Origin of the sequence: Stenotrophomonas sp. CASM114 (assembly GCF_049384325.1) — a bacterium.
Taxonomy (GTDB): Bacteria; Pseudomonadota; Gammaproteobacteria; order Xanthomonadales; family Xanthomonadaceae; genus Stenotrophomonas; species Stenotrophomonas muris.
Genome location: NZ_JBMRGJ010000003.1, coordinates 277,493 through 302,053, shown reverse-complemented (window position 1 = coordinate 302,053; position 24,561 = coordinate 277,493). Strand labels below are relative to the sequence as shown.

23 protein-coding genes are annotated in these 24,561 nt (G+C 67.5%); 15 read left to right on the top strand and 8 right to left on the bottom strand.

Translation table 11 applies throughout. From position 1 onward, the window contains the following. Positions 1–81: 81 nt before the first annotated feature. A complete protein-coding gene (locus tag VG566_RS05930) occupies positions 82–543 on the top strand; it encodes a bacteriohemerythrin (RefSeq protein WP_004151683.1) in 462 nt (153 codons plus the stop codon). Here VG566_RS05930 and VG566_RS05925 read toward each other — a convergent pair. Both VG566_RS05925 and VG566_RS05920 read right to left on the bottom strand, forming a co-directional pair. Further along, the gene (locus VG566_RS05925) at positions 524–1,825 is read right to left on the bottom strand and encodes an MFS transporter (protein WP_032961593.1); all 1,302 of its coding nucleotides are present in this window, start codon (positions 1,823–1,825) and stop codon (positions 524–526) included. The two genes, VG566_RS05930 and VG566_RS05925, sit on opposite strands and share 20 nt — an antisense overlap. A 200-nt stretch (positions 1,826–2,025) precedes the next feature. Continuing rightward, positions 2,026–3,522 carry an aldehyde dehydrogenase gene (locus VG566_RS05920; protein WP_241884755.1) on the bottom strand — a complete coding sequence of 499 codons (1,497 nt, stop codon included), beginning with the start codon at positions 3,520–3,522 and terminating at the stop codon, positions 2,026–2,028. A gap of 103 nt (positions 3,523–3,625) precedes the next feature. Between VG566_RS05920 and VG566_RS05915 the strand changes: the two genes are divergently transcribed. The 6 genes from VG566_RS05915 (at position 3,626) to VG566_RS05890 (ending at position 9,845) form a co-directional block, all read left to right on the top strand. Beyond that, positions 3,626–4,978: an aspartate aminotransferase family protein gene (locus VG566_RS05915; RefSeq protein ID WP_241884754.1), complete on the top strand. Its 1,353-nt coding sequence runs from the start codon at positions 3,626–3,628 to the stop codon at positions 4,976–4,978. A 62-nt stretch (positions 4,979–5,040) separates the two neighbouring features. Next, complete coding sequence (locus VG566_RS05910; RefSeq protein ID WP_014646555.1) at positions 5,041–5,919, top strand: hypothetical protein; 879 nt, start codon at positions 5,041–5,043, stop codon at positions 5,917–5,919. A gap of 118 nt (positions 5,920–6,037) precedes the next feature. Then, positions 6,038–7,324, top strand: coding sequence for a DUF445 domain-containing protein (locus VG566_RS05905; RefSeq protein ID WP_049405926.1), 1,287 nt, complete (start codon positions 6,038–6,040; stop codon positions 7,322–7,324). 246 nt (positions 7,325–7,570) lie between these two features. Further along, on the top strand, positions 7,571–7,885 hold the full coding sequence (locus VG566_RS05900) for a DUF3649 domain-containing protein (protein ID WP_241884753.1): 315 nt from the start codon (positions 7,571–7,573) through the stop codon (positions 7,883–7,885). Further along, a complete protein-coding gene (locus VG566_RS05895) occupies positions 7,882–9,519 on the top strand; it encodes a PepSY-associated TM helix domain-containing protein (RefSeq protein WP_032961598.1) in 1,638 nt (545 codons plus the stop codon). The genes VG566_RS05900 and VG566_RS05895 overlap by 4 nt, the downstream gene beginning before the upstream one ends. Continuing rightward, positions 9,516–9,845 carry a DUF3325 domain-containing protein gene (locus tag VG566_RS05890; RefSeq protein ID WP_046429772.1) on the top strand — a complete coding sequence of 110 codons (330 nt, stop codon included), beginning with the start codon at positions 9,516–9,518 and terminating at the stop codon, positions 9,843–9,845. Before VG566_RS05895 ends, VG566_RS05890 begins: the two co-directional genes overlap by 4 nt. Positions 9,846–9,965: 120 nt before the next feature. On the opposite strand, the gene rlmKL is transcribed toward VG566_RS05890, so the two are convergent. Together rlmKL and VG566_RS05880 are read right to left on the bottom strand one after the other, a co-directional pair. Then, positions 9,966–12,104 (bottom strand): bifunctional 23S rRNA (guanine(2069)-N(7))-methyltransferase RlmK/23S rRNA (guanine(2445)-N(2))-methyltransferase RlmL, encoded by a 2,139-nt coding sequence (rlmKL, locus tag VG566_RS05885; protein WP_241884752.1) that lies wholly within the window; start codon positions 12,102–12,104, stop codon positions 9,966–9,968. Positions 12,105–12,249: 145 nt separating this feature from the next. Next, entirely contained in the window at positions 12,250–12,777 is a 528-nt protein-coding gene (locus VG566_RS05880) for an alpha/beta hydrolase (RefSeq protein WP_049416354.1), read from the bottom strand. Positions 12,778–12,849: 72 nt separating this feature from the next. On the opposite strand from VG566_RS05880, the gene VG566_RS05875 reads away from it, so the two are divergent. Beyond that, positions 12,850–13,416 (top strand): N-acetylmuramoyl-L-alanine amidase, encoded by a 567-nt coding sequence (locus VG566_RS05875; protein ID WP_049405919.1) that lies wholly within the window; start codon positions 12,850–12,852, stop codon positions 13,414–13,416. Between the two features lie 250 nt (positions 13,417–13,666). On the opposite strand, the gene VG566_RS05870 is transcribed toward VG566_RS05875, so the two are convergent. The 3 genes from VG566_RS05870 to VG566_RS05860 all read right to left on the bottom strand — a co-directional run bounded on the left by VG566_RS05870 (position 13,667) and on the right by VG566_RS05860 (position 16,242). After that, a complete protein-coding gene (locus VG566_RS05870; RefSeq protein ID WP_241884751.1) occupies positions 13,667–14,569 on the bottom strand; it encodes a sulfurtransferase in 903 nt (300 codons plus the stop codon). Beyond that, positions 14,566–15,369 (bottom strand): CoA pyrophosphatase, encoded by an 804-nt coding sequence (locus VG566_RS05865; protein ID WP_049439050.1) that lies wholly within the window; start codon positions 15,367–15,369, stop codon positions 14,566–14,568. The genes VG566_RS05870 and VG566_RS05865 overlap by 4 nt, the downstream gene beginning before the upstream one ends. Before the next feature lie 171 nt (positions 15,370–15,540). Continuing rightward, complete coding sequence (locus tag VG566_RS05860; RefSeq protein WP_005408797.1) at positions 15,541–16,242, bottom strand: FKBP-type peptidyl-prolyl cis-trans isomerase N-terminal domain-containing protein; 702 nt, start codon at positions 16,240–16,242, stop codon at positions 15,541–15,543. A gap of 167 nt (positions 16,243–16,409) precedes the next feature. Here VG566_RS05860 and VG566_RS05855 point away from each other — a divergent pair, with 167 nt between their 5' ends. From VG566_RS05855 to nth, 3 genes are read left to right on the top strand one after another with little or no spacing between them, the layout of a single operon-like run. Further along, positions 16,410–17,192, top strand: coding sequence for an enoyl-CoA hydratase-related protein (locus tag VG566_RS05855; RefSeq protein ID WP_049411256.1), 783 nt, complete (start codon positions 16,410–16,412; stop codon positions 17,190–17,192). A gap of 4 nt (positions 17,193–17,196) precedes the next feature. After that, positions 17,197–17,550 carry a hypothetical protein gene (locus VG566_RS05850; RefSeq protein WP_241884750.1) on the top strand — a complete coding sequence of 118 codons (354 nt, stop codon included), beginning with the start codon at positions 17,197–17,199 and terminating at the stop codon, positions 17,548–17,550. Then, positions 17,550–18,242 (top strand): endonuclease III, encoded by a 693-nt coding sequence (gene nth / locus VG566_RS05845; protein WP_241884749.1) that lies wholly within the window; start codon positions 17,550–17,552, stop codon positions 18,240–18,242. Before VG566_RS05850 ends, nth begins: the two co-directional genes overlap by 1 nt. 81 nt (positions 18,243–18,323) lie before the next feature. Here nth and VG566_RS05840 read toward each other — a convergent pair whose 3' ends face one another. Beyond that, on the bottom strand, positions 18,324–19,556 hold the full coding sequence (locus VG566_RS05840) for a porin (protein ID WP_014646541.1): 1,233 nt from the start codon (positions 19,554–19,556) through the stop codon (positions 18,324–18,326). Positions 19,557–20,110: 554 nt separating this feature from the next. On the opposite strand from VG566_RS05840, the gene pstS (VG566_RS05835) reads away from it, so the two are divergent. From pstS (VG566_RS05835) to pstA, 4 genes are all read left to right on the top strand, one after another. After that, complete coding sequence (gene pstS, locus VG566_RS05835) at positions 20,111–21,127, top strand: phosphate ABC transporter substrate-binding protein PstS (RefSeq protein ID WP_049405778.1); 1,017 nt, start codon at positions 20,111–20,113, stop codon at positions 21,125–21,127. A 416-nt stretch (positions 21,128–21,543) separates the two neighbouring features. Beyond that, positions 21,544–22,632 carry a phosphate ABC transporter substrate-binding protein PstS gene (pstS, locus tag VG566_RS05830; protein WP_241884748.1) on the top strand — a complete coding sequence of 363 codons (1,089 nt, stop codon included), beginning with the start codon at positions 21,544–21,546 and terminating at the stop codon, positions 22,630–22,632. 79 nt (positions 22,633–22,711) lie between these two features. Continuing rightward, positions 22,712–23,680, top strand: coding sequence for a phosphate ABC transporter permease subunit PstC (gene pstC, locus VG566_RS05825; RefSeq protein WP_005412771.1), 969 nt, complete (start codon positions 22,712–22,714; stop codon positions 23,678–23,680). Next, complete coding sequence (pstA, locus tag VG566_RS05820) at positions 23,680–24,543, top strand: phosphate ABC transporter permease PstA (protein WP_014646538.1); 864 nt, start codon at positions 23,680–23,682, stop codon at positions 24,541–24,543. The genes pstC and pstA overlap by 1 nt, the downstream gene beginning before the upstream one ends. Positions 24,544–24,561: the final 18 nt, after the last annotated feature.

Sequence of the window (24,561 nt, the reverse complement as noted above, 5' to 3'; positions counted from 1 at the left end):
GCAGCCTTGATCCAGATCAACGCCGCGCCAGCGCGGCAGCTCTACAGTCAGCCCCGACATACGCATGAAGGGGAGCCGGGGATGGCACTACTGGTCTGGCAGGACGATCTGAACATCGGCATCGATGTGATCGACCAACAACACCGCCGCATCATCGAGATGCTCAACCATTTGCACGTGGCCCAGGCCAGCATGCAGCGTGCGGCAGTGGGCGAGGTGATCGACGAAGTGGTGGACTACACCATGTCGCACTTCGCGTTCGAGGAAGAACTGATGGAGGAAGCGGGCTATCCGTTCTGTGCCGCGCACAAGCGCGTGCATGAAGTCTTCATCAAGCGGGTATCGGAGTACCGCATGCGCTTCCAGGCCGGCGAGGACATCAGCGATGAACTACGCACCATGCTCTCGCGCTGGTTGTTCAACCACATCCGCGGCGATGACCAGGCCTACGCCGAACAGGTCAAGGCGCACTTGAACCAGTTCGCCCGCGAACACCAGGGCGGCGGTTGGCTGGGGCGCACGCTCAAGCGCTTCTTTGGCTGAGCCGCAGCGCGCGCCGGTGCAGGGCCACCAGCGCGCACAGGGTCGCTGCCGCAGTCAGGCACAGGTAGTAGCCGACCGCGACCAGGCCGAAGCGTTCGGCCAGCCAGGTGGCCAGGTACGGCGCCGGCGCCGCACCCAGAATGCCGGCCAGGTTGAATGACAGCGAGGCGCCGGTGTAGCGCACTTCCACCGGGTAGATCTCGGCCAGGAAGGTGCCGCAGGGGCCGTAGGTCAGCCCCATCAGGAACAGGCCCAGGCACAGGAACGCCGTGACCAGCCAGGGACTGTGCGGCTGGAACAGCGGAGCGAACAGCACGCCGAAGCCGATGATCAGCACGCTGGCCACGATCATCGTGCGACGCGTGCCCCAGCGGTCGCCATAGCGCGCCGACAACGGGATGCCCAGCGCGAAGAACAGCATGCCGGCCATCTGCATCAGCAGGAACTGCTCGCGGCTGTAGCCCAGCACGGCGGTGCCATGGCCGAGGCTGAACACGGTCATCAGGTAGAACAGCACGAAGGTGGCGAACGCCCCCAGCGTGCCCAGCAGCATCGCCACCGGATGGTCACGCAGCACCGTCCACATCGGCAGCCGCACCGGCGCCTTGCGCTCCAGTGCCTGCTTGAAGTCGGGCGTCTCATGGATGTTCAGGCGCACCCACAGGCCCAGGCCGACCAGCAGCGCGCTGGCCACGAACGGAATACGCCAGCCCCACTGCAGGAAGTCGTCCTGGCTCAGGCAGCGGCCGAGCGCCAGGAAAATGCCCGCCGACAACAGGAAACCGATCGGCGCGCCCAGCTGCGGGAACATGCCGTACCAGGCGCGCTTGCCCGGCGGCGCGTTCTCGGTGGCCAGCAGCACCGCCCCACCCCACTCGCCGCCCAGCCCCAGGCCCTGGCCGAAGCGGCACAGCGCCAGCAGCGCGGGCGCCCACAGGCCAATCTGCGCGTGGGTCGGCAGCAGACCGATCAGCACCGTAGACAGGCCCATGGTCAGCAACGCGGCGACCAGGGTGGCCTTGCGGCCGATGCGGTCGCCGAAATGGCCGAACACCGCCGAGCCGACCGGCCGTGCGATGAACGCCACCGCGAAGGTCGCCAGTGACTGCAACAGCGCCGCCTGTTCGCTGCTGTCCGGGAAGAACAGGTGCGGGAACACCAGCACCGCGGCCGTGGCGTAGATGTAGAAATCGAAGAATTCGATGGTGGTGCCGATCAGGCTGGCCAACAGGACGCGGCGGGGAGAGTTCACGGGCGGTGCGGCAGCGGTGATCGTCGACATCGGCAACACGGGTAACGGCGGATCGCCCGATTCTGCCACGGGCCGGTGGCCGCACGGGACGATGGTTTCAGCCGACACCGATGCCAATAAGGGTGCCAGGCGCCATTGTTCTGCAGGTCCTCGCCCCTGCTCGACCACATTCCACGAAATGCAGCCGAGCATCGGCTCGGCTCTACATGTGGGCGCAAGCCCCGGCGCTGTTACAGCTGGATCCAGGTGGCCTTGATCTCGCTGTACTTGTCGAACGCATGCAGCGATTTGTCGCGCCCATTGCCGGACTGCTTGTAGCCACCGAACGGGGCGGTCATGTCACCGCCATCCCAGCCGTTCACCCAGACGCTGCCGGCGCGCAGCTGGCGTGCGACGCGATGGGCGCGGCCCAGATCGCGCGTCCACAGGCCGGCGGCGAGGCCGTAGCGGCTGTCATTGGCCAGGCGCACCGCTTCGGCTTCGTCGTCAAAGCCGAGCACCGCCAGCACCGGCCCGAATACTTCCTCGCGCGCCAATGCCTGGTCGGGGCTCACTTGATCGAATACCGTGGGCTGCACATAACAACCGCCCGCCTCGACATCGGCGCGATGACCGCCCAGCAGCAGGCGGGCGCCCTCGCTTTCGGCACGCACGATATCCCCCATCACCTTGTCCAGATGCGCGGCATCCACCAGCGCGCCCATCGGTGCGTCGGCGTCAAGCGGGTGGCGCGGCTGCATGTGCTGGCCGTAGGCAACCACCTGGTGCACGAAATCCTCGCGGATCGAGCGCTGCACCAGCAGCCGTGACCCGGCAGTACAGACCTCGCCCTGGTTGAAGAAGATGCCCCGTGCCACCGCCTTCGCAGCGGCATCCAGATCGGGGGCATCGGCAAACACCACGTGCGGGCTCTTGCCACCACACTCCAGCCAGACCCGCTTGAGGTTGGACCGCCCTGAATACTGCAGCAGCCGCGCGCCGGTGGCCGTGGAGCCGGTGAACGCCAGCACGTCCACATCCATGTGCAGGGCCAACGGCTCACCGACGCGCGCACCGTGGCCCGGCAGCACGTTCAGCACGCCCTCCGGCAGGCCCGCTTCGGTGGCCAGCGCCGCCAGCCGCAACGCACTCAGGGGCGAGCGCTCGGAAGGCTTGAGCACCACCGAGTTGCCCATGGCCAATGCAGGCGCGATCTTCCAGCACGCCATCAGCAACGGGAAATTCCACGGCACGATCGCCGCCACCACGCCGGCGGGCTCGCGCGTGACCAGGCCCAGCTCATGCGGGCCGGTGGGCGCGACCTCACCGTACAGCTTGTCCACCGCTTCGGCCGTCCAGCGCAGGCAGCGCACCGCGCCGGGCAGGTCGATACGACGCGCATCACGCACCGGCTTGCCCATGTCCAGGGTTTCCAGCAGGGCCAGCTCGTCCGCGTGTTTTTCCACCAACGCCGCCAACGCCAGCAGCACGCGCTTGCGATGGGCCGGGCTGGCCTGTGACCAGTGGCCCGCATCGAAGGCACGCCGCGCCGCGCCCACTGCGCGCTCCACGTCCTGTGCATCGCAGTCGGCGACCACCCCCAGCACGCGACCATCAATCGGGCTGATGCAGTCGAAGCGCGCGCCGCTGGCAGCGTCGGTGTAACGACCCTCGACAAAGGCCTGTCCGGGTATCGAAAGCTGCTGGGCCAGCGCCTGCCAGTGGCTGCGGTCGGGAAAGTCGGCCATGTCGGGCTCCTCGGAACAGTTTCCCCGGTTATACCGGCGCGGCCGCGACTCCACCGTGACGTGGCTGCGCTACATTTCCCCCATCGGACCCGATGGAGCTGGCATGAAGCGTTCCGCGAGCGACCTGCACGATCTGGCCACCCAACGCCCGGAGTCATTGGAGGCGTACTGGATGCCGTTCACCGCCAACCGCCAGTTCAAGGCTGCGCCGCGTGTGCTGGTGCGTGCCGAGGACATGCACTACGAGGATGTCGACGGCCGCCAGATCCTCGATGGCACCGCCGGCCTCTGGTGCTGCAACGCGGGCCATGCACGGCCGCGCATCGTCGAGGCCATCGTCGAGCAGGCGCGCACGCTCGACTATTCGCCGGCCTTCCAGATGGGCTCGCCGCCGGCCTTCGCCCTGGCGCAGCGGCTGGCCGCACTGGCGCCGGGCCCGCTCAACCATGTGTTCTTCACCAGCTCCGGTTCCGAGGCGGTGGATACCGCGATGAAGATCGTGCTGGCCTACCACCGCCAGCGCGGCGAGGGCCAGCGCACGCGCTTCATCAGCCGCGAGAAGGCCTACCACGGGGTGGGTTTCGGCGGCATGGCGCTGGGCGGGCTGCCCAACAACCGCAAGCCGTTCGGCCTGCAGCTGGGCGGCGTCGACTACCTGCGCCACACCCTGGACCTTCCGCGCAATGCGTTCAGCAGGGGCCTGCCGCGCCAGGGCGCGGAGCTGGCCGATGACCTGGAACGGCTGATCGCGCTGCATGATGCCTCGACGATTGCCGCCGTATTCGTTGAACCCATTGCCGGCTCAGCCGGGGTGATCCTGCCCGCACCGGGTTACCTGCAGCGCCTGCGCGAACTGTGCGACCAGCACGGCATCCTGCTGGTGTTCGACGAGGTCATCACCGGTTTCGGCCGGGTTGGGATGCCCTTCGCCGCGCAGCGCTTCGGGGTCACCCCGGACCTGCTGACCTTCGCCAAGGCGGTCAGCAACGGCGCGGTACCGCTGGGTGGCGTGCTGGCCAGCGACGCCGTGCATGCAACCCTGATGCAGGCACCGCCACAGGCCATCGAGCTTTTCCATGGCTATACCTGTTCGGGGCACCCGCTGGCCTGCGCCGCGGCGCTGGCGACGCTGGAGGTCTATGCCGAGGAGCGTCTGTTCGAGCGCGCCATCGAGCTGGGCGAGTACTGGCAGGAACGACTGCATGCGCTGCAGGGCCTGCCCAACGTGATCGACATCCGCAACTTCGGCCTGGTCGGCGCGGTTGAGCTGGCGCCTCGCCGCGATGCGCCGGGCAGCCGGGGCTACGAGGTCTACCGGCGCTGCTTCCACGACGGCCGACTGCTGGTGCGCTGCACCGGCGACATCATCGCACTGTCGCCGCCGCTGATCGTGGACAAGGCGCAGATCGACCAGATCACCGGCACCCTGGGCGAGATGATCCGGGCCACCGCCTGAGCCGGGCCGATGGTGGCGAGCGGGTACAATGGGCGGTTCCGCTCCTGCTCGCTGCCGTGCCCATGGATATCGTCGTCAAAGAAGAACTCAAGGCCTACATCGACCCGCTGACCGCGGACGAACATGACGCGCTGGAGCGCAGCATCCTGGCCGAAGGCTGCCGCGATGCGCTGGTGTTGTGGGGGAATGTACTGGTCGATGGCCATAACCGTTTCGGCATCTGCCAGAAGCATGGCCTGCCCTTCAATACCGTGCAGAACACCCGCTTCCAGAGCATGGAAGACGTGCACCTGTGGATGATCGAACAGCATCTGGGCCGCCGCAGCGTGTCCGACTTCCAGCGCGGCGTGCTGGCGCTGCGCAAGCGCGACATCCTGGCCGCCCGCAAGCAGGTCGAGCAGGCGCAGCTGCAGCGCGAGAGCGATGGCACCGCCGACGTCGCCGATGAGACCGGTGAAGACAGTCCGCCGTGGGAACCGGCACCGAAGATCAGCCGCGCCGAGCTGGCGCGCGAAGCCAAGCTGAGCACCAGCCAGGTCGGCATGATCGAGCGCATCCACGCCCAGGCCGCCGCCGAGGTGGTGGAAGCGGTCAAGGCCGGCGTGATCTCGATCAGCGCCGCCGCCGCCGTGGCCGACCTGCCGGAAGAAGAGCAGCGCGCCGCCGCCGCCGGTGGCAAGGACGAGCTGAAGCAGGCCGCCAAGCGCGTGCGCGAGTCCAAGCGCAAGCCGCGCGCACCGAAGCCGGAAGCGGCCGAGATGGACTTCGAGGAACCGGACGAGGAGCAGATCGCCAGCCGCGACGCCGAGGTGCTGTCGGCGCTGGAACAACTGGGCGAGGATGCCCCGGCACTGCGCCGCCGCGTCGTCGCGCTGACCCGCGAGAACGACACCCTGCGCGCGCAGCTGGCTGCGTTGCGCAAGCAACTGGAAGCGCTCTGAACCAGCGGGTAGTGCCGGCCGCTGGCCGGCAACCCCATGAACGTTCCGCGTGCGTAGCGGATGCCGGCCAGCGGCCGGCACTACCAGATGCTCATGCCGTGCCGGTTAGACTTCCGGCATGACGCCTGCCCACGATCCGCGCCGCGCTCAGCTGCGACGCCTGAAAGCCCTCGCACTGGGCCTGCTGCTGTTGATGCTGGCCGGATTCGCGGTCAGCCACTGGCAGGGCGAACGCGGCATCTGGGCCTGGGTCTCGGCGTTCTGCGAGGCCGCAGCCGTGGGCGCACTGGCCGACTGGTTCGCCGTCGTCGCGCTGTTCCGGCGCCCGATGGGCCTGCCGATTCCGCACACTGCGATCATCCCGCGCAGCAAGGAACGCATCGGCGACAGCCTCGCCCTGTTCGTGCGTGACCAGTTCCTGGAACCGCAGGTGCTGCTGGCCAAGCTGCAGGTGTTCGATCCGGCCAGCCGCCTCGGCAGTTGGCTGGCAGACCCGGCGCGCTCGCGGATGCTGGCCGACATGGCACGCGGCTGGGCCCTGCAGGCACTGGACTTCTTCGACGAGACAGCGGTGCGCCGGCAGCTGCATGCGTTCGTGGTGCAGCAGCTGCGGCAGTGGAATGCCGCCGCCACCGCCGGTGAGCTGCTGGCCCTGCTGACCGCCGACGGGCGCCACCAGCGCGTGCTGGACGAGGGCCTGCAGCGGCTCGGCCGCTGGCTGGAACAGCCAGAAGTGAAGGAACGCGCCTCGCAGCTGATCGTGCGCTACATCCAGCGCGAATGGCCGACGCTGTCGAGCACGGTGAACTGGGTGAAGCCGATCGATGAGATCGGCGACAGCCTGGCCGAGCGCCTGGCGCGGGCGGTGCTGGAAGAACTGCAGCAGGTACTGGCCGAGCCGCAGCATCCGCTGCGCCAGGACTACGAGACCTGGCTGCAGAACTACGTGCAGCGCCTGCGCGAGGACCCGGCCCTGGCCGAGCGCATCGAACAGCTCAAGCAGGAAATGATCGACCACCCCGCCCTGCAGGACTATGTGCAAGGGCTGTGGGCGCGCATCCACGCCAGCCTGCGTGACGACCTGCAGCGCGAGGACTCGGCGCTGGTCGGACACCTGCAGCGCAGCCTCGCCTCACTGGGCGCCAGCCTGCAGGCCGACCCGGCCCTGCGCGAGGCCCTCAACCAGCACCTGCTGGAAGGTGCGCAACGCCTGACCGGCCGTCTGCGCGAGGGTGTGACCACGCATATCGCGCAGACCGTGAAGGGCTGGGACGAGCGGCATCTGGTCGAACAGCTGGAACTGAGCGTGGGCCGCGACCTGCAGTTCATCCGCTTCAACGGCACGCTGGTGGGTGGGCTGATCGGCCTGTTGCTGCATGCGGCGACAGTGGTGTTCAGGTTCTAGGCCTCGGTGCGCCCCCGGATCATCATGCTTGATTCATAAAATGCGAATGCCTATCATTTACTGATCGGTTTGTACGCTTAGCCAAGCGGGCGCGGAAGACGCGCCCATCGCCCGTGTACATCCCCGACCTCTGGATTGCCCGCCTGCGCGGGCAGTGCTTCGTCGATGGGACACGCTGGGCGACATGCGCAGGGCGCAAGGGGGCCGCGGACGCGTTCCATCCCCTCCCCTACCTGCAGGAACGCCGTGGACCGCTCGCCCGCAACCGCCAGCCCCCGCACCTTCTTCTCCAATCCACGCTGGGGCGTGCTGTCACGCTCGCTGGCCGCGATCTTCGGCGGCTACGCGCTGGCTTCGGCCACCAGCGTGTTCTGCGCGGTGGCGCTGCCCGGTGCGCGCGGCCAGACCGTGCTGACCGGCATGCTGCTGGCCATCCTGGTGGCCGCGTGCGCAGCGCTGTGGGCGTTCGCGACCCGCAGCGCGCTGCGCGCCTGGGTGGGCATCCTCGCGCCCGCGCTGCTGATGGCCACCATTGCGCGCCTGCTGGGGGCCTGGGCATGAAGAACGGGTTCCGCCAATCGATGGCCTGGCTGCACACCTGGACCGGCCTGCTGGTCGGCTGGTTGCTGCTGCTGATCTTCATGGCGGGCACCGCCAGCTACTATCGCGAGGAAATCAGCCGCTGGATGCGACCGGAACTTCCGTCCAGCCAGGTCAGCATCGATGTCGCCGCGCAGCGCGCCGTGGATTACCTGCAGGCCAATGCGGCGCAGGCCGGGAACTGGTTCGTCACCCTGCCGCAGCCGCGCAACCCGGCCATGCAGATGTTCTGGCGGTTGCCACCGGAGCTGGCCGATCCCAGTCGCGGCCGTCGCGGTGGCTTCGGCGAAGCCACGCTGGACCCGAATACCGGCCAGGCACTGAAGGCACGCGAAACGCGGGGCGGTGATTTCTTCTACCGCCTGCATTTCGACCTGCACTACATCCCGGTGCTGTGGGCGCGCTACCTGGTCGGCTTCTGCGCGATGTTCATGCTGGTGGCGATCATCACCGGCGTCATCACCCACAAGAAAATCTTCAAGGACTTCTTCACCTTCCGCAAGGACAAGGGCCTGCGTTCCTGGCTTGATTTCCACAACGTCAGCGCGGTGATGGCCCTGCCCTACCACGCGATGATCACCTACACCGGCATCGTCACCCTGATGATCATGTACCTGCCGTGGGGGGTGAAAGTCGCCTACCCGCAGGACGAAGACAAGTTCTTCAGCGAAGCCTTCGGCGGCATGCCGGAGGTGACCGCGCCGGCCGAAGGACGCGCCACGCCGCTGCCGATCGCGCAGCTGCTGGACAGCGCACGTGCGCACTGGCACGGTGTGGAAGTGGCCGGCTTCACCGTGTCCAACCCGGGGGCGGCCAATGCGGTGATCGACATCCGCCAACGCGACGGCAAGCGCCTGTCCACCGACACTCCCGCCGTTCGCTACAACATGGTCAACGGCACGTTGCTGGAAGAGACGCCTCCATCCGGCGGCGCTACCGCCACCCGTGGCGTGCTGTACGGCCTGCACCTGGCGCGCTTCGCCGATTGGGGCCTGCGTGCACTGTTCTTCCTGTCCGGCCTGGTCGGCTGCCTGATGGTGGCCAGCGGCGTGGTGCTGTGGGCGGTGAAGGAACGGCCGAAGCATGCCAAGAGTGGGCGCACCGGCTTCGGCCTGCGCCTGGTCGATGCGCTGAACATCGGCACCGTGGCCGGCCTGCCGATCGCTTTCGCGGCCTACTTCTGGGGCAACCGCCTGCTGCCGCTGGACATCGCCGAGCGCGCGAGTGCGGAGGCCAACGTGTTCTTCTACGCCTGGGGCGGCGCGCTGCTGGCCGCCTTCATCTGGCCGAAGCGGATGATGTGGGCGTGGCAGCTGTACCTGGGTGCGGCTGCGTTCGCGCTGGTACCGGTGGTCAACGCGCTGACCACGCACGCGCATCTTGGCATCACATTGCGCAGCGGTGACTGGGTACTGGCTGGCGTCGATCTGTCGATGATCGCGTTCGGTGCGATGCTGGCGCTGTGCGGCTGGCGCATGCAGCGCTGGACGCCACCGCTGAGCGCGGCCGAGAAGAAGAAGCGCGCCGCCGCCGCAGCAGCACCCAGGGCCCCGGTGGACGCTGCGGAAACCGCCGAAGCGGAGGCCAGCGCATGATGCTGCTGGCACTGGCCCTGTCGTTCTCCGCGTTCACCGCGTTGTCGCTGGCGATGGAAAAGCACCAGCACGACCTGCACGGCAGCGCCGCAGCCACGCCCGCACGGCGCACCCAGTGGCGCGTGCTGGGCTGGGCCCTGCTGACGGTGGCGTTCGCGCTGTGCGTGATCGACCACGGCTGGGCGATGGGCCCGGTGCTGTGGCTGGGCACGATGACACTGGGCGGTCTGGCGCTGTCGTTCGGGCTGTACCCGTACCGGCCGAAGTGGATCGCGGCGTTGGCGATCGTGCTGCCGGTGCTGGGGCTGGTGGTGGCGGTGCTGTAGCCGGGCCACCGGGGTCGGATCCCTTTCGCGAAGCGCAAGGGCTCTGACCCCTGGTGCGTAGATCCGGATGGGGTCAGAGCCCCTGCGCTTCGCGCAGGGGATCCGAGCCCGGGCGTCGCGTTACCCCAACCGCTTCAATTCCCACGCGCGGTGGATGCGCGCGTTGCGCTCGAAGTCCGGGCCGATGGTGCGCGCGGTGATCTCGCGGCACTGGGCGAATTCGGCGATGGCGTTCTCTTCCAGCTTGAAGCGGCGGAAATTGTTGGAGAAGTACAGCACGCCGCCCGGCGACAGCCGCGCCACGGCTGCACGCAGCAGCTTGATCTGCTCGCGCTGCACGTCGAAGTCATCGGCGCGCGCGGAGTTGGAGAAGGTCGGCGGGTCACAGAAGATCACGTCGTACTGGCCACGGTCGCCCTCCAGCCACGCCATCGCGTCGGCCTGCACCAGCAGGTGCTGGTTGCCGCCCTGCCCGTTCAACGCCAGGTTGTCGTAGCACCACTGCAGGTAGGTCGCCGACAGATCGACGCTGGTGGTGCTGGCGGCACCGGCCACCGCCGCCTGCACGCTGGCCACGCCGGTGTAGCAGAACAGGTTGAGGAAGCGCTTGCCACGTACCTGCTCGGCCATCATCCGGCGCAGCGGGCGGTGGTCGAGGAACAGGCCGGTGTCCAGGTAGTCGAACAGATTCACCTGCAGCAGTGCATTGTTCTCGCGCACCACGATGAATTCGTCACGCTGCTCGAAGCGGCCGTACTTGCTGCCGCCCTTGCCGCGCTCGCGCGACTTCATCGAGACCTGCTCGGGCGGCACGCCGAACACTTCGCGCGCAGCGGCCAGCAGCTCGTTGCGGCGGCGGCGCACGTCGTTCTCGGGAATGGCAGCCGGTGCGGCGTATTCCTGCACGTGCAGGAAGGTACGGCGCTTGCCGCCGTCTTCCTCGTAGACGTCGATGGCGGCCGCGTACTCCGGCAGGTCGGCGTCATAGGCGCGGAAGCAGGTGATGTCTTCGCGGGCACGCCAGCTCTTGAACTTCTTCAGGTTCTTGCGCAGGCGGTTGGCCACCATCTGCGCGCCTTCGCTCAGCTCGCGCGGCTGCGCCGGGTCACGGCCCGGCACGGCAATCGGGTCGCAGACGATCAGCGCACATTCCAAGGCACCGTTGAACATCTGGTACTTCTTGCCGGCGCGCAGGCCGGTGGCGAAGGCCAGTTCGTCGTTGCCGCACAGCAGGCTGGCGCGCCACTGCGGCACCGCCTTCTGCAGGGCATTGCCCAGTGCACGGTACAACGCCGGATCGGCAGCCAGGCGTTCGTCGTACGGCGGGTTACAGACCACCGCTCCGATCTCCTGTTCGGGCGCGGCCAGGTCGGCGACATCGGCGCGGGTGAAGCGGATCGCGTGGGCGACGCCGGCAACCTCTGCATTCTCGCGGGCGGCCTGGATCGCGGCCGGGTCGATATCGCTGCCATGGATGACTGGCTTCAGCGCGGCCAGGCCGGCTGCTTCGCGCTCGCGTGCTTCGCTCTGGATGGACTTCCAGGCCGCCTTGTCGAAACCCAGCCAACGGCTCGGCGGCAGGCTGCCATGCCGCATCAGGCCGGGGGCAACGTCGGCGGCCATCAGTGCGCCTTCGATCAGCAGCGTGCCGCTGCCACACATCGGGTCCAGCAGGCCACCGCCGGCGGCATGCAGGCGCGGCCATTGCGCGCGCAGCAGCAGCGCGGCTGCCAGGTTTTCCTTGAGCGGCGCCTCGTGGGCGGCACCGCGCCAGCCACGGCGATGCAGCGGGCCACCGCCGAGGTCGATCGACAGCGAGGCGCGGCCCTTGCGCAGCGAGAGGTTGACGCGCACGTCGGGCAGATCGGTGTTGACCGAGGGCCGCTCCAGGCCTTCGTCGCGCATGCGGTCGACGATCGCATCCTTGATCCGCTGCGCGGCAAAGCGTGCATGGGTGATCTTGTCGCCGGACACGTGCGCATCCACCGCCAGGGTCATCTCCGGCGAGATGTGCTCGTGCCACGGCAGTGCACGCACGCCGTCATACAGGGCCTGCTCGTCCGGGCAGTCGAACTCGTCGATCGGCCACAGCACCCGGCTGGCCAGGCGCGACCACATCACGATCCGCAGCGCCTGCGCCAGTTCGCCCTCGGCGTTGACGCCGGCGATGGTGGCGGTGGCCTTGCCAAGGCCCAGGGCCGACAGTTCATCGGCAAGCAGGTATTCCAGGCCCTTGGCGCAGGAGACGAAGAATTTCACGGGGTCGGTTCGCAGGTGGTCGGGCGCGGCACAGGGGCCGGGCCGGTCGGAAAGGAGGGCCGTAGGCACGGCCGGCAGGCCCGCGCCGGGGGCGGCGGGGCTGCCATTGTAGTCAATGCGGGCAGGCGCGCCGTCCGCCCCGGCTTCACAGTTGCCGCAGCAGGCGCTCGAAGGCCTGCGCGGAAGCGTCTACGTGGCGCTCCAGGCGGTGGCCATCGTCAACCAGCAGCAACTGCGCCGAACGCGCCTGCGCCCAGGCAATCACGCCGGCAGCCGGCACTACATCGTCATGCCAGGCCTGCACCACCGTGGTCGGCACCGCAGCGGCGTCCAGCGCCGGCATCGGGCCCATGGTGGTCGGCGGCACCATCAGGAACAGGCCGGCGACCGGCACCTGCAGCGAGGCGATGGCGGAGATGTAGGCGCCCAGGCTGGAGCCGGCCAGCACCACCGGCCCCTGACGGGCAGCGATGGCGGCGCGTTCAACCAGACGGCGCAGGCGGGTCGGCACGTCGCCCACCCGGCTGACCTCGCTCATCGCGTCCAGGTCGGTGTAGTCGGGGCGCTCGTGGGTCCAGCCCAGGCGTTGCGCCACCTCGGCCAGCGCGGTGACCTTGGTCGCCTCCGGGCCGCTCTCGAAGCCATGGGAGAGGATGCAGTGGCCGCGGCTCATGCGCGCGCTCCGTGGGAGCGGGTCGGCGGCGAAAGAGGAGGCAGGTTCATGCTGCAATGCTAGCATCGCCGGATGCCCAACCCGCTCCTGCCCGGCCTGCAGCTGCAGCCCCTGCCCTACCACGACCGACTGCCGCTGCGCGACCCGGCCACGCTGGAGATGGTGGTGATCCACTGCACCGAGCTGCCCGATCTGGCGATGGCCCGCGAGTACGGCGAGCGCGTGCTGTACGACAGCGGCGCCGGCAACAGCGGCCACTTCTACATCGACCGCGATGGCAGCGTGGTGCAGTACGTTGCACCGGAACGCGTGGCCCATCACGTGCGCGGCATGAACGCGCATACGCTGGGCATCGAGCTGGTCAATACCGGGCGCTATCCGGACTGGTTCGACAGCCGCCACCAGGCGATGGACGAGGCGTACACCGAGGCACAGCTGCAGGCGCTGGAACAGCTGCTGCTGGCGCTGGTGGCGCACTACCCGTCGCTGCGACGGATTGCCGGGCATGACCAGCTGGACCTGGAACGGGTGCCGGCCAGCGACGATGCGACGTTGACGGTGGCGCGCAAGCGCGATCCGGGGCCGTTGTTCCCGTGGGCGCGGGTGCTGGCGAAGGTGCCGTTGCAGCCGGTTGGGTAAGCGGCAGGGCTGCGCCCTGCACCCGCAGAGGCAACGGCAACGGCAAACGCTGGCATTCCGTGGGATGGCGGGGTGGGTCCGGTTGCGGACACCCCCGCAACCGGACCCACCCCGCCTTCGGCAGTTCTCCGCGGTCCTTCGAATCGACACGGGGTCGGATCCCGTTGCTACGCAACGGGCTCTGACCCGATTTTCGGTTGATGGGGTCAGAACCGTTCTCCGTTGGAAAACGGATCCGACCCCGCGCGGCTCAGGCGCCGGTCGCCACCGGGCGGCTGCTGTCGCTGACCCACCCGCTCCAGGAGTCGGCGTAGATGCGCGCGCCGGACAGGCCCGCCGTTTCCATCGCCAGCAGCAGATGGCAGGCGGTCACGCCTGAGCCGCACATCAGCACCACCTGCTGCGGATCACGGTTGCCGATCACGCCCTGCAGTTCGGCGCGCAACTCCTGTGCGTCGCGCAGGCGGCCGTCGAGCACGTTCAGTGCAAACGGGCGGTTGACCGCGCCCGGCACATGGCCGGCGACCGGGTCCAGCGGCTCGACTTCGCCGCGGAAGCGTTCGCCCGCGCGTGCGTCGACCAGCCAGCCCGGCGCATGCTTCAGGCGTGCGCTGATTTCCTCGGCATTGGCGATCTGGGCGGTGTCGAAACGGCCCGGGTAAGCCGGCAGCGCGGTCACCTCATCCGGCCCCGTCGCCAAAGGTTGCCCTGCGGCCTGCCACGCGGCGATACCACCATCGAGCACGGCTACCTTGCTGTGCCCGATCAGGCGCAGCAGCCACCACAGGCGCGAGGCGGCCATGCTGCCGTCGCTGCCGTCGTAGACCACCACCTGCGTGTCAGGACCGATACCCCACTGGCCGAGCTTCGCGGCGAAGGCATCGCTGTCCGGCAGCGGATGGCGACCATGGCCGACGCGGCTGAGATCGGACAGATCACGGTTCAGATCGGCATGCACCGCAGTCGGTATGTGCCCTGCCAGGTACTGGCCGCCCGCAGCCTGCGGGTCGGCCAGCGAGGCACGCGCATCGACCACGCGCACGGCGGTACTGGCGGTGGCACGCGCGTCGACCACGCGTACGCCGTCGCCCAGTGCAGCGGCCAGGGTGTCGACATCGACCAGGGTGGTCCACGGCTGCTTGATCGGGTTCATTGCACTTGCTCCAGGCGGCGACGCAGGTTGTAGAGGATGGCCGCGGTCGCGCCCCAGATGCGCTGGCCGGGCCAGCCATACTCAAGAACGTGGCGGACGCGGCCGCGATGATTGATTTCGACCTGGCGCAGGCTGTCAGGGGCCATCAGGTAGTCCAGCGGCACCTCGAACACTTCGGCCACTTCGCTGGGCTGCGGCACCGGCACGAACTCCGGATCGACCACCGCCACCACCGGCGTGACGCGGTAGCCGGTGATGGTGACGAAGGGATCGAGATAGCCCAGCGCCTGCACCTGGCCGGGCGCCAATGCGATTTCTTCCTGGCTCTCGCGCAGCGCGGCCGCCAGCGCGTCGCGGTCATCGGGTTCGGTGCGGCCGCCGGGGAATCCGACCTGGCCACCATGGGTGCGCAGTGTTTCGGTGCGACGGGTGAGGATCACCTGTGCGCCGTTGGCGCGCGGCACGATGCCGGCCAGCACCGCAGCCTCCACCGGAGGCCCGGGTGGCAGCAGATCGACCAGTTCACTGCGGTTCCAGCCGTCGCCGGCAGGTGGTTGGGCCAAGGGGTGCAGCGCGCGCATCAGTCGTTCGTGGTCGGCCAGCGAGCCGCGCAGGGAGTGCTGCAGTTGTTCGCGCAGGGGCTGCACGCGATGCAGGATGCGGCTGCGTTCCTCGTTGCTCATCGACGACCACCGCGCGATCTCATCGATATGCCGCCCGCAGCCGGCGCATTGCCGGTCCGGATCCAGCGTGCACACTCCGATGCAGGGACTTGCGACAACACGCGCCGTTTCTTCCATTGTTTGCACCCGCCAACAGTAGCGCGATCGGGCTGAATTTGCGCGCGCAGCGTGGGCGTTTCCTCGATGTGACCCAAGAGCAGTCGACTGACAGTCGACTCTACCGTCAGGCACTGCGCAAACAAAAACGCGCCGGTGGGGTCACCGGCGCGTTTGGTTTGCTGCTTCGATTTACTTGACGCTGACCAGCTTGATCTCGAACTGCACAGCCACGTTCGGCGGGAACGGGGTGCGCGGATCGGCACCGTAGGCCTGGTCCGGCGGCAGGGTGACTTCCCACTTCGAGCCTGCCGGCATCTGCAGCAGGGTCTCGCGCATGGCCTTCATTTCGACTTCGCTGACCTTGATCGACGGGATCTGCTGGGCCGGGCGGGCTTCGGTCGGGCGCTGGCCGTACGGGAACGGACCGGCCACTTCCAGCTGCACAGTGCTGGCCTGGGTCGGCTTGGCACCCTTGCCGGCTTCGATCACGCGGTACTGGACGCCGCTCGGCAAGGACTGCACGCCGGCCTTGGCCTTGTTCGCCGCGATGAACTGGTCGCTCTTGGTCTTGTTTTCGGCAGCCGCCTTTTCGTACTCGGCCTTGGCGGCCTGGGCACGGCCCTGCTCGCGCTTCTGGAACGCTTCAACGGCCGGCTTCAGCTGCTCGGCGGTGATCGCCGGCTGCTTCTTGGCGTAGGCATCCTGCAGGCCCTTCACCACCGAGTTGATGTCCAGCTGCTCACCACGACCGGTCAGCTCCGCCAGGTTGTTGCCGTAGTCGTAACCGAAGTAGTAGCTCAGCTTGCCCTTTTCGGACGAGACGTCCTGGGCGAAGGCATTGCCCGTCAGGGCCAGGGCCGCGACGGCGACCGCGATAGAACGCAACTTCATCAAACAGTTCTCCAGGGGTGGTAACTCAGGGACGTTCTGCGCCGCCCTGAGGCGACGGGTTAGGATAACGGGCGCAACGTGTAACCGCTACTCACGATGCAGGCTATGACCCGTCTGCGTTTGCAGAGTTCAATATCACTTTTTTTTAACGTTCCAGGAGTTTCCCCGTGGCCGATGCCCTGATCGCTGTCGCTGACGACGGCGCCATCCGCACCGTGACCGTCCAGCGCCCGGACAAGCTCAATGCCCTCAACGCCGCGACCCTGCAGGCCCTGGCCGATGCCTTCAGGGACGCCGCCGCCGATCCGGAGGTGCGCGTCGTGGTATTGACCGGGGCGGGCCCCAAGGCGTTCGTGGCCGGTGCCGACATCGCGGAAATGAACACTCTCAGCGCCGTTCAGGGACGTGATTTCTCGCTGCTGGGCCAGGCGCTGATGCGCCAGATCGAACGCATGCCCAAGCCGGTCATCGCACGCGTGAATGGTTTCGCACTGGGCGGTGGCCTGGAACTGGCGATGGCCTGCCACCTGCGCATCGCTGCGGATACCGCCAAGGTCGGCCAACCGGAAATCAACCTCGGCCTGATCCCCGGCTTCGGCGGCAGCCAGCGCCTGCTGCGCCTGTGCGGCCGCGCCGCCACCCTGGAGCTGTGCCTGCTGGGGGCGCCGATCAACGCCGCGCGTGCGCTGGAACTGGGCATCGTCAACGAAGTCGTGCCGGCCGACGCGTTGGACAACCGCGTGCAGGACGTCGCCCGGCAGCTGGCGCGCTCGGCGCCGCTGGCCCTGCGTGGCCTGCTCGACGCGGTGCACGTGGGCGGCGAATGCAGCCTGGAGGCGGGGCTGGAATACGAAAGTGCGCAGTTCGGCCTGCTGTTCGCCACCGAGGACATGCGCGAAGGCACCAGCGCCTTCCTGCAACGCCGCGCGCCGGCCTTCCAGAACCGCTGACGCCATGGCATCCCGACCCAACCCCGTGCAGTTGTTCGCCCGGGTCCAGGCAGACGATCTCGATGGCGCCCTGCAGGCCGGGCTGATGGACTACGCCGTCCGTGCCGGCGACGACCGGTTGCTGCCCGACCACCCCGACCTTCCGCAACGCCTGTGCCAGGCCCAGCAGCAACTGCACGCGGCCTGGGCTGCACGCGAACGCTACCGCGCCCGTGCGGTGCGCCTGGCCCGCCGCGAGGCCGAGCGCGATGCACGTCGCACCCCGGCACCCGCCCCGGACGTGAAGCCCGCCCTGCCCGCTGCGGCAGCCGCGATTCTGGCCCGGGCCAAGGCCCGCGTCCGCGGCAAGGAACAGTGATGGCCACCACGAAGAAGACCGCACGCGCCCCGGCGCGGCGTGGCGGCACGATGCCGCGCGCCGACGTGGTGGAGATGTTCACCCGCCTGCGCGAACTCAACCCGCACCCGAAGACCGAACTGGAGTACAGCTCGCCGTTCGAGCTGCTGGTAGCGGTGGCGTTGTCGGCGCAGGCCACCGACGCCGGCGTCAACAAGGCCACGCGCCGACTGTTCCCGGTCGCCAACACGCCGGCGAAGATCCTTGCGCTCGGCGAGGATGGCCTGAAGCCGTACATCGCCACCATCGGGCTGTTCAACGCCAAGGCGAAGAACGTGATCGCCACCTGCGCGATCCTGCTGCAGAAGTACGGCGGCGAAGTGCCGCGCGACCGCGAAGCGCTGGAAGCGCTGCCCGGTGTGGGCCGCAAGACCGCCAACGTGGTGCTCAACACCGCCTTCGGCGAGCCGGTGATGGCGGTGGATACGCATATCTTCCGCGTCTCCAACCGTACCGGCCTGGCCCCCGGCAAGAACGTGCGCGAAGTGGAGGACACGCTGGTGAAGGTGATTCCGGCCGAGTTCCTGCTCGACGCGCACCATTGGCTGATCCTGCATGGCCGCTACGTGTGCAAGGCGCTCAAGCCGGATTGCCCGGGCTGCGTGATCGCCGACCTGTGCCGGTTCAAGGAAAAGACCACAGCCGAGACGTGACGCGGATCGTGTTGTGACGAAACGAAGACGGCGGGCACCAGGCCCGCCGTCCGCGTGTATGGACAAGGGTGCCTCAGGAGATCAGAACGACAGGTCGCCCCAGACGCCGAATTCCTTGGTCTTGTCGTTCTTCTTGTCGCTGGCGTTGGCCAGGTGCGTGTACTTGTACACGGTCGACAGCTTGAGGTTCTTCATGACCGGGAACTCGACGCCGACGTTCCAGTACTTGTCGCTCAGGGTCGGGTCCAGGGTCTTGCTGACGTCGGTGTCATCGTAACGACCGAACACGTTGATGCCGCCGTCGGTCACGCGCACGCTGCCCCACACCGACCAGCCACTGGTCTTGTCGGTGGCAACGGTCAGCACGTTGTTGAGGTTCTTGGCCTGGAAGTACTCGCCGCCGACGCGGAAGTTGCTGTCGGCGTAGGCCACCATCGCGTTGGCGCGGGTGTAGGTGTTCTCGGCGCTCTGGATGTCGGTTTCCTTGCCCAGCTTGCCGCTGTAGCCGCCGACGGCGACCACGAAGTTCTCGTTCGGGGTGTAGGCCACGCGGCCTTCCACGTCCATGCCCTTGCTGCGGGTCGGGTTCTTGTAGCCGGCGCCGGACACGACCGAGACGGCGTAGTTGAAGTTGTTGCCCAGGTTGCCGAAGCCATGCAGGCCCCAGTCGGACGAGTTGCCGTACTTCAGGCGGTCGGTCAGGGTGTTCTCGACATAGCGCATGCCGTAGAACTTCTCGACGTACGGGATCCACGGCATGTCGGCGGCACCGACGCGCAGGTTGAAGGCCGGGTCGAAGCTGCCCTGCACATAGGCCTTCTTGACGAACAGTTCGGTGTTGCCGATGGCCGAGCTGTACTGGAAGTCGGTGGTCAGGTTGGCCGACCAGATGTCGTTGAACTTGTGGTCGACGGTCAGGTAGAAGCGCTTGACGTCCAGGCCGGTGCCGCTGGCGGCGGTGTCCTTGCCGTTGCTGGTCTTGTCGATGTTGGTCAGGTCGAAGAACATGCGACCGCCAATCTTGTTGTCATTGACCAGCTTGGCCAGCTTGTCGACGCTGGTCTGGGTCTTCTGCGCACCTTCCAGGGCCTGCGCCTGGGTGATGTTCACTTCGGACTGCGCGTCGGACTGCGCCTGCAGCGCCTGCGAATCGTTCTGCAACTGCTGGACCTGGGCCTGCAGCGCAGCGATCTGTGCCTGCAGCTGCTGCAACTGTGCCTGGGACACGCCCGAGCTGGCGGGGGCTGCGAAGGCGTCGGCGGAAACCAGACCGAGGCTTGCAACGACCGCGGCGGCGAGCAAATGGGAACGCATTTTGGATTTCTCCAGAGGGTTGGAATGGCTTGGGCAGAACGCCACGCCGGCAGGCCGGTCAAGCGTTTTGCGAACGTTCCGTTAAAACCATGACAGCCGAATGACAGATTGAGCACCAACCACAGATTTCTTCGTGCGGTCATGCGTACGACTCATTTGCGCGCACATGCTTATCGATCCCTTGCGCCCCATGGCGTGCTGTATCGGCACCGACACGCGGGCAAGCCGCCGGGTCACCCTGGTCCGCACCGCCCGGCTTCGCGCGGATGACGCGGAATCCCTGCGCAACGCCAGGCGCAGACCGCGCGAAGGGAGGCAGCCGTCACCTCATCGGCCACCTATGCAAGGTGACCGCAACCGGCGCCGGCGCACCTCCCTTGTGCCCGCACGACCGCCTCAGCCGCTGCGCGAAACCTTCACGGCCCGCGCTGCGCAAGCGTCAGCCAGCGCTGTAACGGATGCGTCATACAACGGTCCCCGCGCTGTCATCGAACCGTTATGGAATGTGCGCCGGGCGGGTAACCCCGCATTCCAATCAACCCAGGAGCCACCCCGTGATCCACGCCTTCAAGTCGCGCGTTGCCGTTGCCGTCTTCGCAGCGTCGTCCGTGTTCGCCGCCAACGCCGCTGAAATCACCGGCGCGGGCGCCTCGTTCATCTACCCGGTGATGTCGAAGTGGTCGGCCGACTACAACGCTGCCACCAGCAACAAGGTCAACTACCAGTCGATCGGTTCCGGCGGCGGCATTGCGCAGATCAAGGCCAAGACCGTTGATTTCGGCTCTTCCGATGCACCGCTGAAGCCGGAAGAACTGGCCGCCTCGGGCCTGGCCCAGTTCCCGTCGGTGATCGGCGGCGTGGTGCCGGTGGTCAACGTGGCCGGCATTGGCCCGGGCGCACTCAAGCTGGACGGCACCGTGCTGGCCAACATCTTCCTGGGCAAGATCAAGACCTGGAACGACCCGGCCATCGCCGCGCTGAACCCGGGCGTGACCCTGCCGAGCGCCAAGATCACCGTCGTGCACCGCTCGGATGGTTCGGGCACCACCTTCAACTTCGTCAACTACCTGTCCAAGGTCAGCCCGGAGTGGAAGAGCTCGGTCGGTGAAGGCACCTCGGTCCAGTGGCCGGCCGGCATCGGCGGCAAGGGCAACGAAGGCGTTGCTGCCTACGTGAAGCAGATCAAGGGCGGCATCGGCTACGTCGAACTGTCCTACGCACTGCAGAACAAGCTGTCGTACACGGCGATGAAGAACGCTGCCGGCAGGTTCGTCCAGCCGAGCGATGCATCGTTCGCCGCCGCTGCCGCCAGCGCCGACTGGGCCAGCGCCAAGGACTTCTACCTGGTGATGACCAACGCCCCGGGCGCCGAGTCCTGGCCGATCACCGCCACCAACTTCATCCTGGTGCACAAGAAGCCGAAGAACGCTGCCAACGGCAAGGCCACCCAGGAGTTCTTCCGCTGGGTCTACAAGAGCGGCGACGCCCAGGCCCGCCAGCTGGACTACGTGCCGCTGCCGGACAGCCTGGTCCGCCAGATCGAGACCTACTGGTCGCAGAACCTGAAGTAAGCACGTTCCCCCGCAGGAACGGGGCCGGCGGGTCCTCTCTCCCCCGCCGGCCCCAACCGGGCGCGAGATCCTCGAGATCTCGCGCTCTTCTTGTTTTCGGGGATGCATGCATCTGCCTCTGCAGCGCCGAGCCCACGCTCGGCTGGGTGCTGGAGCGTGCGGACCGACGGTCCGCACCTACCGAGGGCAGGGAGCTATCGAACATGGCTTGACTCTACACGGGCCAACCGGCCGCCATACCGGTGCGCAGATCCGGGGTCTCCGGGGCTCTGCCGGATGGGGGCCAACCCGGTGAAACCCTTGTCAGAACGTGATCCAGGACACCTCTGTCATGGTCGTAATACGGCTGTAACAAAAACATCATTTCATAGCCGCATCCGCCGACCACGTCGGCTCTTCCCCGCTATGGAGTGACCATGAAACTGCACTCGGCCGGCCTTGCCGCCCTTTCCCTGGCCATCGCCCTGGGCCTGTCGGCCTGCGGTGGCGACAAGCAGGCCGCGCAGCAGCCGGCGGCCGACGGTGCCGCTGCCCCGGCCGCTGCCGGTGCCAAGGTGACCGCCGAAGTGTCCGGCGCGGGCGCGTCCTTCATCTTCCCGCTGGTCTCCAAGTGGTCGGCCGACTACAACGCCAGCACCGGTGCCAAGATCAACTACCAGTCGATCGGCTCCGGCGGCGGCATCGCCCAGATCAAGGCCGGCACCGTCGACTTCGGCTCCTCCGACAAGCCGCTGAGCAGCGAAGAGCTGGCACAGGCCGGCCTGGCACAGTTCCCGTCGGCCATCGGCGGCGTGGTGCCAGTGGTCAACATCGAAGGCCTGGAAGCCGGCAAGCTGCGCCTGAGCGGCGCCCTGCTGGCCGACATCTTCCTGGGCAAGGTCAAGACCTGGAACGATCCGGCCATCGTCGCCGCCAACCCGGGCGTGAAGCTGCCGGACGGCAAGATCACCCTGGTCCACCGTTCGGACGGTTCGGGCACCACCTTCAACTTCTCCAACTACCTGTCCAAGGTCAGCTCGGAGTGGAAGAGCAAGGTCGGCGAAGGCACCTCGGTGCAGTGGCCGGACGGCGTCGGTGGCAAGGGCAATGAAGGCGTCGCTTCGTACGTGAAGCAGATCAAGGGCTCCATCGGCTACGTCGAGCTGGCCTACGCGCTGCAGAACGGCATGCCGTACACCGCCATGCAGAACGCCGCCGGCAACTGGGTCGAGCCCAGCGCGGAAACCTTCGCCGCGGCGGCCGCCAGCGCCGACTGGGCCAGCGCCAAGGACTTCAACCTGGTCATCACCAACGCCCCGGGCGAGCAGGCGTGGCCGATCACCGCCACCAACTTCATGCTGATGCAGAAGCAGCCGAAGGACGCCAAGCGCAACCAGGACACCCTGGCCTTCTTCAAGTGGGCCTTCGAGAACGGCCAGGCCCAGGCCAACGAGCTGCACTACGTGCCGCTGCCGGCCGAACTGGTCAAGCAGATCGAGGCCTACTGGGCGACCGACCTGAAGTGACGGACTCGACGGTGCCCGCCCCGCGCGGGCACCGCTTCCACGCCGTGCCGCCCCGCCCCTTCCTGGCCCTGCCGTCCCCATGAATGCCATCGCCCAGCCTGTAGCCGCCCCGTCCACGCGTGATGCGCGTGATGCCCGCAACGACAAACTGTTCCGATGGGTGCTGGTCGGCACCGTCATCTTCGTCCTGATCGCCCTGGCCTGCGCCGCGCTGTCGATGCTGTGGGGCGGCCGCCATGCCCTGCAGATGCAGGGCCTGAGCTTCTTCTTCTCCGCCGACTGGAATCCGGTCGAGAACAAGTTCGGCGCGCTCGCCCCGATCTACGGCACCCTGGTCACCGCCGTCATCGCGATGGTCATCGCCGTGCCGGTCAGCTTCGGCATCGCCTTCTTCCTCACCGAAGTCGCGCCACGCTGGCTGCGTGGCCCGGTCGGTACCGCCATCGAACTGCTGGCCGGCATTCCCTCGATCATCTACGGCATGTGGGGCCTGTTCGTGCTGGTGCCGGTGATGACCGAGTACGTCACGCCGTTCCTCAACGAGACCCTGGGCGAATGGCCGATCATCGGCCCGATGTTCCAGGGCCCACCGCTGGGCATCGGCATGCTCACCGCCGGCTTCGTGCTGGCGATCATGGTCATTCCGTTCATCTCCTCGGTGATGCGCGAAGTGTTCCTGACCGTGCCGACCCGCCTGAAGGAATCGGCCTATGCGCTGGGCTCCACCAAGTGGGAAGTGAGCTGGGACATCGTGCTGCCCTACACCCGCTCGGCGGTGATCGGCGGCATCTTCCTCGGCCTCGGCCGCGCCCTCGGCGAGACGATGGCGGTGGCCTTCGTGATCGGCAACAGCGTGCGCCTGTCGCCGTCGCTGCTGGAACCGGGCACCACCATTGCTGCGCTGATCGCCAACGATTTCGGTGAAGCCACTGAAACCTACCGTTCGGCCCTGCTGCTGCTCGGCTTCGTCCTCTTCATCGTCACCTTCGTGGTGCTCGCCATCGCCCGCCTGATGCTGATGCGCCTGTCCCGCAAGGAGGGCAACTGATGTCCAGCACCGCTGACTCCCTGTACCTGCGCCGCCGCATCGGCAATGTCGTTGCGATCACCGCCTCCTGCGCCACCGCGCTGTTCGGTTTGTTCTTCCTGGGCTGGATCCTGTTCACCCTGGCCTCCAAGGGCCTGGCCGGCATCAACCTGGATCTGTTCACCAAGATGACGCCGCCGCCGATGCAGGAAGGCGGCCTCGCCAACGCGTTCTTCGGCAGCGCCGTGATGTGTGCGCTGGCGATCGGCATCGGCACCCCGCTGGGCGTATTGGCGGGCACCTGGCTGGCCGAGTACGGCAACGCCCGCAAGGCCGGCACCGTGGTCCGCTTCGTCAACGACATCCTGCTGTCGGCCCCGTCCATCGTGCTCGGCCTGTTCGTCTACACCCTGTACGTGATGCAGACCGGCGGCAACTTCTCGGCGTTCGCCGGTGCGCTGTCGCTGGCCTTCATCGTGCTGCCGGTGGTGGTACGCACCACCGACGAGATGCTGCGCCTGGTGCCCTCGCAGATGCGCGAAGCGGCCCTGTCGCTGGGCATCCCGCAGTGGAAGGTGATCGTGCAGGTGCTCTACCGCAGTGCCTCGGCCGGCATCATCACCGGCATCCTGCTGGCACTGGCCCGCATCTCCGGCGAGACCGCACCGCTGCTGTTCACCGCCTTCGGCAACCAGTACTGGAACAACAACATCTTCCAGCCGATGGCCTCGGTGCCGGTGGTGATGAACCAGTTCGCCGGCAGCCCGTATGAATCCTGGCAGGTGCTGGCATGGGCCGGTGCCCTGGTGCTGACTGTCTTCGTGTTGCTGGTCAGCCTTGCCGCCCGCGGCATCCTGCTGCGCAACCGTATCTCCCATGACTGACCTTTCCGTGGATAACGC

Bases quoted from the DNA above. Each gene is read 5' to 3' on its own strand.
- VG566_RS05910 (WP_014646555.1), top strand. From the start codon at position 5,041: ATGGATATCGTCGTCAAAGAAGAACTCAAGGCCTACATCGACCCGCTG.
- VG566_RS05860 (WP_005408797.1), bottom strand. From the start codon at position 16,242: ATGAAGTTGCGTTCTATCGCGGTCGCCGTCGCGGCCCTGGCCCTGACG.
- VG566_RS05925 (WP_032961593.1), bottom strand. From the start codon at position 1,825: ATGTCGACGATCACCGCTGCCGCACCGCCCGTGAACTCTCCCCGCCGC.
- nth (WP_241884749.1), top strand. From the start codon at position 17,550: ATGGCCACCACGAAGAAGACCGCACGCGCCCCGGCGCGGCGTGGCGGC.
- VG566_RS05850 (WP_241884750.1), top strand. From the start codon at position 17,197: ATGGCATCCCGACCCAACCCCGTGCAGTTGTTCGCCCGGGTCCAGGCA.
- VG566_RS05905 (WP_049405926.1), top strand. From the start codon at position 6,038: ATGACGCCTGCCCACGATCCGCGCCGCGCTCAGCTGCGACGCCTGAAA.
- VG566_RS05880 (WP_049416354.1), bottom strand. From the start codon at position 12,777: ATGAGCCGCGGCCACTGCATCCTCTCCCATGGCTTCGAGAGCGGCCCG.
- VG566_RS05890 (WP_046429772.1), top strand. From the start codon at position 9,516: ATGATGCTGCTGGCACTGGCCCTGTCGTTCTCCGCGTTCACCGCGTTG.
- VG566_RS05930 (WP_004151683.1), top strand. From the start codon at position 82: ATGGCACTACTGGTCTGGCAGGACGATCTGAACATCGGCATCGATGTG.
- pstA (WP_014646538.1), top strand. From the start codon at position 23,680: ATGTCCAGCACCGCTGACTCCCTGTACCTGCGCCGCCGCATCGGCAAT.
- VG566_RS05840 (WP_014646541.1), bottom strand. From the start codon at position 19,556: ATGCGTTCCCATTTGCTCGCCGCCGCGGTCGTTGCAAGCCTCGGTCTG.
- pstC (WP_005412771.1), top strand. From the start codon at position 22,712: ATGAATGCCATCGCCCAGCCTGTAGCCGCCCCGTCCACGCGTGATGCG.
- pstS (WP_241884748.1), top strand. From the start codon at position 21,544: ATGAAACTGCACTCGGCCGGCCTTGCCGCCCTTTCCCTGGCCATCGCC.
- VG566_RS05875 (WP_049405919.1), top strand. From the start codon at position 12,850: ATGCCCAACCCGCTCCTGCCCGGCCTGCAGCTGCAGCCCCTGCCCTAC.
- VG566_RS05865 (WP_049439050.1), bottom strand. From the start codon at position 15,369: ATGGAAGAAACGGCGCGTGTTGTCGCAAGTCCCTGCATCGGAGTGTGC.
- VG566_RS05915 (WP_241884754.1), top strand. From the start codon at position 3,626: ATGAAGCGTTCCGCGAGCGACCTGCACGATCTGGCCACCCAACGCCCG.
- VG566_RS05895 (WP_032961598.1), top strand. From the start codon at position 7,882: ATGAAGAACGGGTTCCGCCAATCGATGGCCTGGCTGCACACCTGGACC.
- VG566_RS05920 (WP_241884755.1), bottom strand. From the start codon at position 3,522: ATGGCCGACTTTCCCGACCGCAGCCACTGGCAGGCGCTGGCCCAGCAG.
- VG566_RS05870 (WP_241884751.1), bottom strand. From the start codon at position 14,569: ATGAACCCGATCAAGCAGCCGTGGACCACCCTGGTCGATGTCGACACC.